Raw genomic sequence first — 12,846 nt, forward strand, 5'->3', positions numbered from 1 at the left:
AATTAAGCCTTAATCATGAATTACATTCATGCTTTCCATCACGGCGTTTACGTCCACGCCAAGACCCTCGGCAACTCTTGACCCGAATTCATTGTCCATCCTAAACCAGTGACACAACTGTCTGTTGACAATCACCTCCCGCATAGGGCCGGAAATGCCTGACATCGCTCCTATGGTATTGTTGATCGTATTGGTTTGCTCCTCCTCTGACATGACATCCCGAAAGAGTGCCCGAGGCTGAGAGTAATGGTCATTGTCTCCGACCTTGGAGTTTCTGTCATACCAGTCTGCGATGGTGCTTTCCAATTGCTCTGAAGGCTCTCGGTAACTTTCGTCTATTTCGATATTGTCAAAGCTGTTCGGGAAATAATTCGGCTTTCTGCCTCCGTTCCCATCTATCCTCATTTGGCCATCCCTTTGATAGTTGTTGACGGCATAGGGACATCTATTCACAGGAATTTGCTCATAATTCCCTCCCAATCGGTGTCTATGCGCATCCGGGTAGGAAAGCAATCTTCCCTGAAGCATTTTATCGGGGCTATATCCGATCCCATCCACCACATGCGCCGGTGCAAAGGCAGCTTGCTCCACATCCTGGAAATAATTATCCGGATTGCGGTTCAATTCCATTACCCCAACATCGATCAAGGGAAATAGGCTATGCGGCCAAACTTTGGTCAAGTCAAAAGGATTGAATTCAACTTTTCTTGATTGCTCCTCGGTCATCAACTGAATCCGGAGGTTCCATTTTGGACAATCCCCATTCTCTATCGATTCCAACAGGTCCCTTTGGGCATAATCCATGTCCTTTGCCTTCATTGCGGAGGCCTCTGCATCAGTGAAATTCTTGATGCCTTGGGCAGTTTTAAAATGGAATTTGACAAAGGTCTTTTCGTTTTTTGAATTGATCAGCGAAAAGGTATGCGATCCATATCCGTTCATGTGTCTGTAACCATCCGGCGTACCCCGGTCACTCATCAAGATCAACACCTGATGCAAGGATTCGGGATTGAGGGACCAAAAATCCCACATCATCGTAGGGGATTTCATGTTGGTAAAAGGATCTCTTTTTTGGGTATGGATAAAATCACCGAATTTTTTGGCATCCTTCACAAAAAAAACTGGTGTATTGTTCCCCACTAAATCCCAATTTCCGTCCTCTGTGTAAAACTTCAAAGAGAAACCGCGTGGATCTCTCTCCGTATCGGCAGATCCTTTTTCACCACCGACGGTAGAAAAACGGGCAAACATCTCTGTTTTTTTTCCTACTTTATTGAAGATTTTCGCTTTGGTATATTGGGTAATGTCATGGGTGACAGTAAAAGTCCCGAAAGCGCCGGAACCCTTGGCGTGCACCACCCTTTCGGGAATTCTCTCCCTGTTGAAATGGGCCATTTTTTCGTGAAGAATATAATCTTCCAAAAGAATTGGACCTCTTGGACCCACCGTTTTCGAGTTTTCATTTTCCACATAAATCCTACCGGATGCCGTAGTGAGTTTATTGTGCTTGGTTTCGTCAGACATGGATGGCTTGTTTTGGTTGTTGTTATCAAAATTTTAAAATAAAAAGCTTTTCAGTAATGATTATCTACTAACCTTTTGATGGGGAAATTATTGTTTGCTTTGGATCAAGAAGAGATTTTCAAGCCCAATATCTTGTAGAATTCCTTCAAAATAGCAGGATGTCCGGGCCATGCAGGAGAGGTGACGAGCTGACCATCTACAACCGCTTGATCGACAGGGACATTTTCCCAAATCCCACCCGCCAACTCTATATCCGGACCAATGGCGGGATAGGCCGTCAGGGTTCTCCCTTTCAAAACCCTGGCAGCTGTCAATATTTGGATCCCGTGGCAAATAGCTGCTACAGGTTTGTTTTCATCAAAAAAATGTCGGGTTATCTCGATCACCTTTTTATTCAAACGCGTGTACTCGGGAGCACGGCCCCCAGCGATGTACAATCCGTCATAATCCGCTGGATTTACGGAGTCAAAATTGACCGTAATCCCAAATCGGTGTCCCACCGTTTCCTTATAGGTCTGATCCCCCACAAAATCATGTACCGCTGTTGGTACGGTTTCTCCCTTTTTGCGGTCAGGTGCTGTCGTATCCACAGCCAATCCTACCGACAACATGGCTTGAAAAGGGACCATTGCCTCATAATCCTCTACATAATCCCCCACCAACATCAATATTTTCTTGGTCATATCTTCAATAGTTTTTAATAAAAATCAAAATACTCATATTTTAAAGTTACCCATTCTTCACCAATTTCGAAAATTTTTCCTCGATATCTCAAATTTAAAAAAGGGGATGAATAGACATTCCTGAGCGTCGCCTCTGAGAATTACAATCTTGCAAGCGCCTTTGGAGTGGGGATGCCCGTGAAATATTTCCAAAATTAAGACTGTCATTATGTCCGTATTTTATTAATTTCGCTTTCTGAAAGTTTACTGATTTATGGAAAACATAATAAAAGACATTGACATCCTTACGGCAGAGGAATCACAGGCCTGTGATTTCAAAACGACAGGAGACGAAAATAACGGAAACACCAAAAAACTATACATTGAATCTTATGGCTGCCAGATGAATTTTTCTGATTCGGAAATCGTCGCATCCATTATGAAAGAAAATGGATTCGATACCACTTCCGACTTTGAACAAGCAGATGTGATTTTTTTGAATACCTGTTCGATCAGGGAAAAGGCGGAACAAACAATCCGCAAAAGGCTGAGTCAGTTCAATACCCTCAAAAAAAGCAAACCAGAGTTGACCATCGGTGTTTTGGGCTGTATGGCGGAGCGTCTGAAGGAAAAACTACTGGAGGAGGAAAAAATCGTGGATGTAGTGGCGGGACCGGATGCCTACCGTGACCTCCCCAACCTGGTTTCCATCGCAGAAGACGGAAGCAAGGGGATCAACACCTTTTTATCAAGGGAAGAAACCTATGCGGACATTTCTCCGGTACGTTTGAATTCCAATGGCGTCTCGGCCTTGATATCGATCATGCGGGGATGCGACAACATGTGTTCCTTTTGTGTGGTCCCTTTCACCAGAGGAAGAGAAAGGAGCCGCGACCCCCACTCTATTGTCAAAGAAGCTCAGGAACTCTTTGACCTGGGGTATAAGGAAGTCACCCTTTTGGGACAGAATGTGGACAGTTACAAATGGTCCGCTGAGGAAAACAACAAGGCCAGGCTAAACAAAAATGAAGACAATCTGACGCAAGTGGTGCATTTCGCTCATCTTCTTGAGATGGTGGCCCAAGTTAGCCCCCTGCTTCGGGTCAGATTTTCGACTTCCCATCCAAAGGACATCACGGACGAGGTATTGTACACCATCCAAAAATACGACAACATCTGCAAATACATCCACCTGCCGGTTCAAAGCGGAAATTCCAGGGTTTTGGAATTGATGAACAGAACCTATGACCGGGATTGGTACCTGGAAAGGGTGGCCAGCATCCGAAGGATACTGGGTGAGGAATGTGGGATTTCATCGGACATGATCGCTGGCTTTTGTTCTGAAACCGAGGAGGAGCACCAAGACACCTTGACGCTGATGGACATCGTGAAATTTGATTTTTCGTACATGTTTTTTTATTCCGAACGCCCAGGAACCCTCGCCGCCAAAAAGCTGGAAGATGATATTTCCCTGGAAGTGAAAAAAAGAAGGTTGGCCGAAATCATCGCAAAGCAAAGCGCGCTATCTCTGGAACGCAATCAACTTGATCTTGGGAAGACACAGGAAATCCTCATTGAAGGGGAATCCAAAAGGTCTTCCGAGCAATTGAAGGGGAAAAATTCCGCAAACAAAGTCGTGATCATTCCCCGGGGAAAATTCCAAAAGGGAGACTATGTGACCGTAAAGATTACGGATTGCACCCCCGCAACATTATTTGGTGAAGTCATTTCCTGAATTTAAACCGTCAACATGATCACAGCATCAGAAATCCAAAGTGTCAAATTGAGATTTGGCATCATCGGAAATAGCCCCTTGCTCAACCATGCCATCCAAGTAGCGATGCAAGCTGCTCCGACCGAAATGACCGTGTTGATCACAGGGGAAAGTGGCAGTGGAAAGGAATCATTTTCGAAAATCATCCATTCGCTGAGTGCCAGAAAACACGGCAAGTTCATCGCCATCAACTGCGGAGCCATTCCGGAAGGGACGATCGATTCCGAACTTTTTGGTCACGAAAAAGGGTCATTTACCGGTGCCCACGAAGCCCGAAAAGGATATTTTGAGGTGACGGATGGCGGCTCCATTTTTCTGGATGAGATTGGAGAGATGCCCTTGGGGACACAAGCCCGATTGCTAAGGGTTCTCGAAAATGGGGAATTCATCAAAGTAGGTTCTTCCAAGGTTTTGAAGACGGATGTTCGGGTCATTGCCGCGACAAATGTCAACCTTATCAAGGCTGTTGAAAAGGGGAAATTCAGGGAAGATCTTTATTATAGGCTGAATACAGTCCCCATTTACGTCCCCCCGCTTCGTGAAAGAGGTGAGGATATGGTCTTACTTTTTCGGAAATTCACTTCCGATTTCTCGGAAAAATACAAGGTAAAACCGATTTCCTTGGATGAAGATGCCAAAAAACTCCTTGTCAAATTCCCTTTTCCGGGGAATATCCGTCAGTTGAAAAACCTGGCAGAACAGATCTCGTTGTTGGAGGAGGAAAGGGAAGTTAGCGCATCGACTTTAAATCGATATTTACCTTCGGTCCAAAGCCGTCTTCCTGCCACCTATACGGGGCCGGGCGGACATGAATCCACGGATTTTTCAGAAAGGGACATTCTTTACAAGGTGCTCTTTGACATGAAAAAGGACATGAATGACCTGAAAAAACTTGTTCTGGAAAGTTACCAATCCGGTGGATTGAATTCATCCATCATCAACAAGCATCAAGGGCTTTTCGAAGACCTGGAATCACCGGTCACTTTTGAAGACAAAAAATCCAGTTCCCCGGCAGTTCACTCTCCTTTGGCCATTGACCTTCAAAAACAGAATGACCATGATGATGATTATGAGGAAGAAAGTGTAGAGGATATCTTGCATGAAGAAGATGACAACTCCCTTTCCTTGGAAAAAAAGGAAAAGGAGATGATCCTCCGGGCGCTTCGCAAGCACAACAACAAAAGAAAATACGCTGCTTACGACCTTGGAATTTCCGAAAGGACGTTATACAGAAAAATCAAACAGTATGATATTGAATAGGGTATTGAAAAAAGGCAGTTTATTGGGCATCCTGACCGGTATATTGCTGGGCTCATGCGCGATTAAATACAGCTTCACAGGAACCAACATCAACTATGAGTTGACCAAGAGTTTTTCGGTGGAGAACTTTTTCAACGATTCCGGTGGTGGCCCTGCCAACATGGGGCAGCTATTTACGGAATCGATGAAGGAGTATTACCAGCGAAACACCCAATTGGAATTGGTAAGGAACAATGGCGATCTTCAATTTGCGGGAGCCATCAGCAGGTATTCGATTACCCCACAAGCCACGGTATCCAGCCAAGACCCGAATTTGCCCGACAGGGCTGGACAAATGAGACTTACCATTTCGGTGGAAGTAGAATATCTCAATATGGCGAATGAGGAGGAAAACCTGAAAAGGACATTTTCCTTTTTCAGGGATTATGATGTAAGGACGACCTCCCTTCTCCAAGTAGAAGGAGAGCTGATTGAAGAAATCTTTGAAAACATCATCCAGGATATTTTCACGGCAACGGTTGCCAACTGGTAAAAACACCTATCTTAGAACCACTAAATCCCACTCACGTGAACGCCCAGCAGTTTTTGGAAATCATTCAACATAGCAATGCTCTTCATCGAGAGGAAATCTCCCAGTTGCTGAAGCTGCATGAAACTTTCCCTTATTTTCAGATTCCAAAAGTGCTCCTGGCCAAATACGAATTTGACCAAAGCGGTGGGCAGGAAAAGGACTTTCTCCATTGGGCTGCTGTCACCAGCCCCAACAGGCTATGGCTCCAATCTTTGGTCGAAACCAAGACCCCTTTAGAGATTCTGAAAAAGGAATTGATTCTAAAAACCCAAGAAAAAGAAAGAATTTCCTCAGCGAAAAAACCTTTACCTGAATTTGAGGACTCCTTGGAGGACGGTAAATCCCTCATGCCCGATCAAGTGCCCCTGGTCAATCCCCAAGAAAGGGCCGAGGCACTCAAAAAACTCGAAGAAACCCTCAATCCCAACAAAATCCAAACAGACATCGCAAAAGAGGATGCCGATGAACGGGTTTTGTCCAGGAAAATACCTGTTGGGAATCGAGATGGGGAAGAACTGATAGAAAACCTCAGGAAAAAGGAAAAGAAGGAGATCATCGATGAAAAACAAAAGGCGCAGATTGACATGATCAAGGCCTTCAGCAAGCGGGAATTCAAATTGGCCAGCTTGAAAGAGATGGCCAATTTCCAGAAACAGGATGATTTGTCGAAAACCAGTACGCAATTGAATAATGATCTGATTTCGGAATCCTTCGCCCTTTTACTGGTAAAACAGGGGAAAAAACAAAAAGCCAAAGAAATTTATCGGAAATTGATGGTGAAATTCCCAGAGAAAAGCGTTTACTTTACGGAGTTATTGAATGCACTAGAAGACAAAATTTAAAAACATGTTCACCGTACTTATCAGCATCATCATCATCTTATCGGTATTATTGATACTCGTGATCCTTTCTCAAAACTCCAAAGGCGGCGTAGGTGCTGCATTCGGAGGGGGTGCTTCCCAGGTAATGGGTGTCACCAAAACTGGAAATATCCTTGAAAAATCAACTTGGATCCTGGCTATCGCCATCTTGGTACTCTCCTTGGGATCATCAGCTTTTTATACCAGCTCCAGTGGAGATCAGTTTTCGTCTCCAAACGTGGAAAGCGCCAAAAAACAAATCGTAGCTCCTTCTTTTGGAGACTCTGAAGGTCTTTTGCCAGCTACTGAGCAACCAACAGAGATGGATACTACCGAAAATTAAAAGAATCTAACCTCAAAAAAGGGTCTGGAAGTACTTCCAGACCCTTTTTTTATTCCACTTTTTTGAGCAAAAGTCTTTTGCTGATGGGAAGAAAGCTTTCCTGAAGAGGAATCTGGAAGCGGCTGTGAATCCTATAAGTTGCAGGATTGGGCAATTCCCGGTAGGATTTGATCAAGTCCAATTTCACCTGCTCAAGGGTATTGACAAAGGTTCGTCTGACCCTTTTGACAAACTCCATCATGATGCCCTTGAATGAATCCACACTGTTCTGGAAAAGATTGATTTTATACCGGTACACATAGATGTCTTTTGATTTTTCGAGAGACAAAAACGCATACCCTTCCTTCTGATAAAGAGGTGACAGCCCAATGGGTTCGATCTTCATTTCATTTTCCAAAAAATCATAGATGTTTTTCCCCTCCTCGATGTGAAGCTGAAGTTTTGGCAGGGCATAAGCAACGATTTCTTCAAGTTGCCGCATGGTTTCATCGTCTTGATAAAGCGGCCTGTAATTCAATTTCATTTCCTTGAATGCCGATTCGTTCAGCATTTTTGGAAAAGCATCCTTCATCAAATCCCTGTTTTCCAAAAAGGATTTGAGCCGGGATTGATGGCGGATGAGGTCCGCCAAGGGTGGATAAAGTTTGACTTCCTTGAATTGCGAGGAAACTTCTTGAAGATAAGCCAGCAGGAGGTATTTTTTGTATTCAAAATCTATCCATCCTTCCGTAATCCAGTTTTCAGATAAGTTTTTCATAGGAATAATTTTGTAAAAATTTAACGAAAACTGACATCAAAAAAAAGTTCTTGGGAAAAATTGGCAGTGAAAAAGTCTATGAATTCTTAAGGATGACAGCAAAGCGGGAAGTAATTCCGCCTTTATGTCAGGATATCCAAATCGCCTTCAATTGGCATAGGAAATGATATAAGGTCAAAGAATTTTAGAACTAACATAAAAATAAAATAATTATGTCAAACGTGAACATCAAACCTCTTGCAGACCGAGTTCTTGTTGAACCTGCTGCAGCTGAAGAGAAAACTGCTTCCGGTCTTTATATCCCGGATACTGCAAAAGAAAAACCACAAAAAGGAACTGTCGTGGCAGTAGGAAGTGGAAAAAAAGATGAGCCCCTGACTGTAAAAGTAGGTGATCAAGTGCTTTATGGCAAATATGCAGGTACTGAGCTTTCTGTAGACGGTCAGGATTACCTGATCATGAGAGAATCGGATATCTTCGCGATCCTTTAAGCATCCTCTATTTTATTCAATCCAAAACATTTAAAATAACCAATTATCATGGCTAAACAATTATTTTTCGATACCGACGCAAGAGACAGACTTAAAAAAGGAGTGGATGCTCTTGCCGACGCCGTAAAAGTGACCTTAGGTCCAAAAGGCAGAAACGTAATCATTGACAAAAAATTCGGTGCCCCCATCATCACCAAAGACGGTGTGACCGTTGCAAAGGAAATTGAGCTTTCTGAGCCAATCGAAAACATGGGTGCACAATTGGTAAAAGAAGTGGCTTCCAAAACTGCAGACAATGCAGGTGACGGAACTACTACTGCCACCGTATTAACCCAAGCCATCTTCAATGTTGGGATCAAAAACGTAGCCGCTGGTGCCAATCCAATGGATCTGAAAAGAGGCATTGACAAAGCAGTTAAAGCTGTTGTTGCTTCTTTGAAAGCGACTACCAAACATATCACCACTGGAAAAGAAATCGAACAAGTTGCCACTGTATCGGCCAACAATGACGAGGAAATCGGCAAAATGATCGCCGATGCCATGGAAAAAGTGGGTAAAGACGGTGTCATCACGGTAGAAGAAGCCAAAGGAACGGAAACTGAAGTGAGAACTGTAGAAGGTATGCAGTTTGACAGAGGTTATCTTTCTCCTTACTTCACGACCAACACTGAGAAAATGGAAGCTGAATTGGAGAAGCCATTTATCTTGATCTATGACAAAAAGATTTCTTCCATGAAAGAACTGCTTCCAGTATTGGAGCCAGTGGCACAGACAGGAAGACCATTGTTGATCATTTCTGAAGATGTTGACGGAGAAGCTTTGGCTACTCTAGTGGTAAACAAAATCAGAGGTGCCTTGAAAGTTGCTGCTGTGAAAGCTCCAGGATTTGGAGACAGAAGAAAAGCAATGTTGGAAGACATCGCAATTTTGACAGGCGGAACAGTGATCTCAGAAGAAAGAGGTTACAAGCTTGAGAATGCAACTTTGGATTACTTGGGAACTGCTGAAAAAGTCAACATTGACAAAGACACCACGACCATCGTCAACGGAGCAGGTGAAAAAGCCGATATCCAAGCCAGGATCAATGAGATCAAGGCGCAGGTAGAGAAAACCACTTCTGATTATGACAAAGAAAAACTTCAGGAAAGATTGGCCAAATTGTCCGGTGGCGTTGCCATCTTGTACATTGGTGCAGCCACTGAAGTGGAAATGAAAGAAAAGAAAGACAGAGTTGACGATGCATTGCATGCAACTAGAGCTGCGGTTCAAGAAGGTGTTGTTGTCGGTGGCGGTGTTGCCTTGGTAAGAGCTGCTGCTTCTTTGGACGGCTTGAAAGGTCTAAATGAAGATGAAGACACAGGGATCAACATCATCAGGATTGCCATCGAGGCTCCATTGAGAACTATCGTGGAAAATGCTGGCGGCGAAGGATCTGTTGTTATCAACAAGATAAAGGAAAACAAAGGTAATTTCGGTTACAACGCAAGAACGGATATTTACGAAGATCTATTCGAAGCAGGTGTTATCGACCCTACCAAGGTTACGCGTTTGGCATTGGAAAATGCAGCTTCTATTGCAAGTCTGCTTTTGACTACCGAATGTGTGGTTGCGGATGTGAAAGAAGAAAATTCCGGCATGCCTCCAATGGGCGGTGGCGGAATGGGTGGCATGATGTAATTCATTCCCCTAAAAAAAAGGGAACCCAAAATGGGTTCCCTTTTTTTTTACCCCTATTCCCCAATGGCTTACAAGATTTTGGAGTTGATTTTAAAAAAATAAGTTCAATCTTTTTTTATCTTTTTATAATTATGTAAATTCAAGTAAATATTTCATCTATCTTTGTAATAATATTGTCATTATTTATAGAAACAAATACCACCCGAATCCATTTATTGATGCAATCTTTTTATTCAATTATTTTGGTTGACGACGATCCCATCAATAATTTGATTAACAAAAGATTAATATCAAAATTAAATCTTTCCCCCCAAGTTGAAGAATTTTTAGTGGCCGAAAGGGCCTTGGAAAGGATAAAATCATTGAATTGTGATGAAAGAATCCTTATATTTTTGGACATCAACATGCCTGTGATGAATGGATGGGATTTTCTAAGCAAGTATATTGAAGTTTTTCAGGAGAGGAATGACAAGATTGTGATGCTCTCCAGTTCGATTGATTTCCAAGACAGGCAAAAAGCAAAGCTATTTTCCTGTGTAAATGGGTTTATCGAAAAACCGCTGACCCCAGAAAAAATAAAAAAAATCTTGTAAATGGAAATTAGCGAGCCCCAAAACCAACCCACCCTCATGGATTTATATGTTTTTGGGGAGGATTTTTTAGAGAAGTACCTTATAAAGGACACCAAGGAAATTGAACCATTTTTACACCAGGAAAAGAAATTCTGGCTAAACATATCAGGGCTGGAAGACCTAAGCCTTTTGGAAGAAATCCGTGTCCTTTTTGATATCCACATTTTAGCCATGGAGGACATCAAGAACAATCATCAAAGACCCAAACTGGAGGAATTCGAGCATTTGATATTGGTTGTTTCCAAAATGATTTACACGAAAGATCACATTACAGAACTTGAGGTAGAGCAGGTCAGTCTGGTTTTTGGGAAAAATTTTGTGATTTCTTTCCAAGAAACCCCCTTTGATATTTTTGACCAAATCAGGGCTCGCCTCGAAAACCCGAAAGGGAAGATGAGAAAGATGGGGACAGACTATTTCACCTACACCTTATTGGATGCCATCGTGGATCAATATTATACCATACTGGAAATGGTCGGGGAAAAAATAGAGGAGCTTGAAGATCAAATCATCAGCCAAAACAAAAACATCAAGCTTTCCGATATTTATCTCCAGCGCAAATCCCTACTGGAAGTAAAACGCAATGTTTGGCCCACTCGGGAAATGATTTCCGCTTGGAGGAAATCGGAAAGTCCCTTGCTTAAACGAAAGACCGTCCCGTTTATCAATGATTTGTACGAGCACAGTGTCGAAATCATTGAAAACCTCGAGATCCAAAGGGAATCCATCACCACACTTGTTGAAATTTTCATATCCAACATCAGCTTGAAACAAAACGAGGTGATGAAAACCCTAACCATCATCGCTACCATTTTTATCCCGCTGACCTTTATCGCCGGTGTTTATGGAATGAATTTCGATTACATGCCGGAATTGTCCTGGAAATATGGCTACATCAGCATTTGGATTTTGTTCTTGGGAACGACCTTGTCCATGGTCGTGTATTTCAAAAGAAAACATTGGTTTTAAACCCGATAAATGCAGTAGGATTCGCAATAAGGGTTGAAACTGTACGATAATCAGACTATTTGAAGAATAAGGTAACCTACCGATAGGGTGAGCCAAAAACAGTGAGCAAGGACTGATTATTAAGTGGTATTGGGTTGGAATTGAATTCATTTTGCATAAAACGGGTTAAAATCATTTGCGCCTGATGCAAGGTTTTTTCTGCATTCCCATCTGATTTTTCGCTTATGCTTTGGCATTCCCGTTGAAAATCTCCAGAAATGGTGCATCCCCATTTCTCCACAAAGCAAGTAGTATAGCCGCTTTTCATAGTTCCTAAAAACCAGGTGGATACAACCCGCTAAATTTCGAATTCTCCAGAAGTGTCAATCCTTTTTTCAAATCGGATTTCATCCTACAATTCAAAAAAAAGAGAATTCCGAATATTTCAAATTTTTATAGGGTTTCACACCCAAAATTCAAAATACAGAAAGACTTTTAGCGAATTCTTAATATATCCTTTAATATTGTGGTTTAAATACATTTCTCCACAATGCGTCCTGAAATACAAAAATCCAAGTTGATGGTCATCAAAATCGGTTCAAACGTCTTGACAAAAGAAGACGGCAAACCGGATTTGGCACGCATGGCTTCCTTGGTCAAACAAGTTTCTTTTCTAAGAGAAAATGGAAAAAAGGTCATTTTGGTTTCTTCCGGTGCGGTGGCTTTTGGAAGGAAGGAAATCACCCTGCCTGAAAAGATAGATCCGATCCTGAAAAAACAGATCTGGGCTTCTGCTGGACAAATTGAGCTGATCAATACCTACAAGATTCTTTTCCGGGAATTGGGGATCACGATTTCTCAAATCTTGGTTACCAAAGAAGATTTCAGGGACCGAAAGCATTACCTGAACATGAAAAATTGTCTGCTTGGTTTATTGTCTCAGGATATTGTCCCAATCGTCAACGAAAATGACACCGTGGCCATCACCGAATTGATGTTTACAGACAATGATGAACTCGCTTCACTGACTGCCGCCATGGTTAATGCCGATACTTTGATTCTTTTGACAAATGTAGATGGTGTTTTTGATGGTCCTCCCTCCGACCCTACTTCTAAATTGATCCCCCATATCGGGACGAAAATGCCAGATCTTGATCATGTGATCAGTCCGATCAAATCCTCTTTTGGCAGAGGGGGAATGCTGACCAAACTGTCAATGGCGAAGAAATCCGCGGACCTCGGCATCCAAGTATTGATCGCAAATGGAAAGAAAGAAAACATCCTCCGGGATTTTCATGAAAAATCCATCACTTGTACTTATTTCGAACCCAAACCTTCCAAACAGAG

At 42.6% G+C, this 12,846-nt stretch carries 13 protein-coding genes; 10 read left to right on the plus strand and 3 right to left on the minus strand.

The genetic code is table 11. The annotated features are described in order from the left end of the window. Positions 1 to 9: 9 nt before the first annotated feature. Both Q7J63_RS04785 and Q7J63_RS04790 read right to left on the minus strand, forming a co-directional pair. Positions 10 to 1,524, minus strand: a complete 1,515-nt coding sequence (locus Q7J63_RS04785; RefSeq protein ID WP_304884385.1) for a catalase — start codon at positions 1,522 to 1,524, stop codon at positions 10 to 12. A 104-nt stretch (positions 1,525 to 1,628) separates the two neighbouring features. Then, positions 1,629 to 2,207 carry a DJ-1/PfpI family protein gene (locus tag Q7J63_RS04790; protein ID WP_304884387.1) on the minus strand — a complete coding sequence of 193 codons (579 nt, stop codon included), beginning with the start codon at positions 2,205 to 2,207 and terminating at the stop codon, positions 1,629 to 1,631. Between the two features lie 253 nt (positions 2,208 to 2,460). On the opposite strand from Q7J63_RS04790, the gene miaB reads away from it, so the two are divergent. Genes miaB through secG form a run of 5 tightly spaced genes read left to right on the plus strand, consistent with a single transcriptional unit; the run spans position 2,461 to position 6,994 of the window. After that, positions 2,461 to 3,921 (plus strand): tRNA (N6-isopentenyl adenosine(37)-C2)-methylthiotransferase MiaB, encoded by a 1,461-nt coding sequence (gene miaB, locus Q7J63_RS04795; RefSeq protein ID WP_019597628.1) that lies wholly within the window; start codon positions 2,461 to 2,463, stop codon positions 3,919 to 3,921. Positions 3,922 to 3,936: 15 nt separating this feature from the next. Next, positions 3,937 to 5,220, plus strand: a complete 1,284-nt coding sequence (locus tag Q7J63_RS04800) for a sigma-54-dependent Fis family transcriptional regulator (RefSeq protein ID WP_019597629.1) — start codon at positions 3,937 to 3,939, stop codon at positions 5,218 to 5,220. Continuing rightward, positions 5,207 to 5,752, plus strand: a complete 546-nt coding sequence (gene lptE / locus Q7J63_RS04805; protein ID WP_019597630.1) for an LPS assembly lipoprotein LptE — start codon at positions 5,207 to 5,209, stop codon at positions 5,750 to 5,752. Before Q7J63_RS04800 ends, lptE begins: the two co-directional genes overlap by 14 nt. A 35-nt stretch (positions 5,753 to 5,787) precedes the next feature. After that, a complete protein-coding gene (locus tag Q7J63_RS04810) occupies positions 5,788 to 6,633 on the plus strand; it encodes a hypothetical protein (RefSeq protein ID WP_304884390.1) in 846 nt (281 codons plus the stop codon). A gap of 4 nt (positions 6,634 to 6,637) precedes the next feature. Further along, positions 6,638 to 6,994: a preprotein translocase subunit SecG gene (gene secG / locus Q7J63_RS04815; protein WP_304884392.1), complete on the plus strand. Its 357-nt coding sequence runs from the start codon at positions 6,638 to 6,640 to the stop codon at positions 6,992 to 6,994. Positions 6,995 to 7,043: 49 nt separating this feature from the next. On the opposite strand, the gene Q7J63_RS04820 is transcribed toward secG, so the two are convergent. Continuing rightward, entirely contained in the window at positions 7,044 to 7,751 is a 708-nt protein-coding gene (locus Q7J63_RS04820; protein WP_304884394.1) for a hypothetical protein, read from the minus strand. A 212-nt stretch (positions 7,752 to 7,963) separates the two neighbouring features. Here Q7J63_RS04820 and groES point away from each other — a divergent pair, with 212 nt between their 5' ends. The 5 genes from groES to proB form a co-directional block, all read left to right on the plus strand. After that, complete coding sequence (gene groES, locus Q7J63_RS04825; RefSeq protein WP_019597634.1) at positions 7,964 to 8,242, plus strand: co-chaperone GroES; 279 nt, start codon at positions 7,964 to 7,966, stop codon at positions 8,240 to 8,242. Positions 8,243 to 8,290: 48 nt separating this feature from the next. Further along, entirely contained in the window at positions 8,291 to 9,919 is a 1,629-nt protein-coding gene (gene groL / locus Q7J63_RS04830; protein WP_304884397.1) for a chaperonin GroEL, read from the plus strand. 218 nt (positions 9,920 to 10,137) lie between these two features. Beyond that, positions 10,138 to 10,512, plus strand: coding sequence for a response regulator (locus Q7J63_RS04835; RefSeq protein ID WP_304884399.1), 375 nt, complete (start codon positions 10,138 to 10,140; stop codon positions 10,510 to 10,512). Further along, on the plus strand, positions 10,513 to 11,520 hold the full coding sequence (gene corA / locus Q7J63_RS04840; protein WP_304884401.1) for a magnesium/cobalt transporter CorA: 1,008 nt from the start codon (positions 10,513 to 10,515) through the stop codon (positions 11,518 to 11,520). Between the two features lie 529 nt (positions 11,521 to 12,049). Further along, positions 12,050 to 12,846 (plus strand): glutamate 5-kinase (gene proB / locus Q7J63_RS04845; RefSeq protein WP_304884403.1); only part of this gene is annotated, 797 nt, incomplete at its 3' end.

Source organism: Rhodonellum sp. (assembly GCF_030656585.1).
Taxonomy (GTDB): domain Bacteria; phylum Bacteroidota; class Bacteroidia; order Cytophagales; family Cyclobacteriaceae; genus Rhodonellum; species Rhodonellum psychrophilum.

What these genes read in the sequence shown, in the direction of transcription:
- Q7J63_RS04785 (WP_304884385.1), bottom strand. Translation starts at nt 1,524, where the DNA reads ATGTCTGACGAAACCAAGCACAATAAACTCACTACGGCATCCGGTAGG.
- Q7J63_RS04790 (WP_304884387.1), bottom strand. Translation starts at nt 2,207, where the DNA reads ATGACCAAGAAAATATTGATGTTGGTGGGGGATTATGTAGAGGATTAT.
- miaB (WP_019597628.1), top strand. Translation starts at nt 2,461, where the DNA reads ATGGAAAACATAATAAAAGACATTGACATCCTTACGGCAGAGGAATCA.
- Q7J63_RS04800 (WP_019597629.1), top strand. Translation starts at nt 3,937, where the DNA reads ATGATCACAGCATCAGAAATCCAAAGTGTCAAATTGAGATTTGGCATC.
- lptE (WP_019597630.1), top strand. Translation starts at nt 5,207, where the DNA reads ATGATATTGAATAGGGTATTGAAAAAAGGCAGTTTATTGGGCATCCTG.
- secG (WP_304884392.1), top strand. Translation starts at nt 6,638, where the DNA reads ATGTTCACCGTACTTATCAGCATCATCATCATCTTATCGGTATTATTG.
- Q7J63_RS04820 (WP_304884394.1), bottom strand. Translation starts at nt 7,751, where the DNA reads ATGAAAAACTTATCTGAAAACTGGATTACGGAAGGATGGATAGATTTT.
- groES (WP_019597634.1), top strand. Translation starts at nt 7,964, where the DNA reads ATGTCAAACGTGAACATCAAACCTCTTGCAGACCGAGTTCTTGTTGAA.
- groL (WP_304884397.1), top strand. Translation starts at nt 8,291, where the DNA reads ATGGCTAAACAATTATTTTTCGATACCGACGCAAGAGACAGACTTAAA.
- Q7J63_RS04835 (WP_304884399.1), top strand. Translation starts at nt 10,138, where the DNA reads ATGCAATCTTTTTATTCAATTATTTTGGTTGACGACGATCCCATCAAT.
- corA (WP_304884401.1), top strand. Translation starts at nt 10,513, where the DNA reads ATGGAAATTAGCGAGCCCCAAAACCAACCCACCCTCATGGATTTATAT.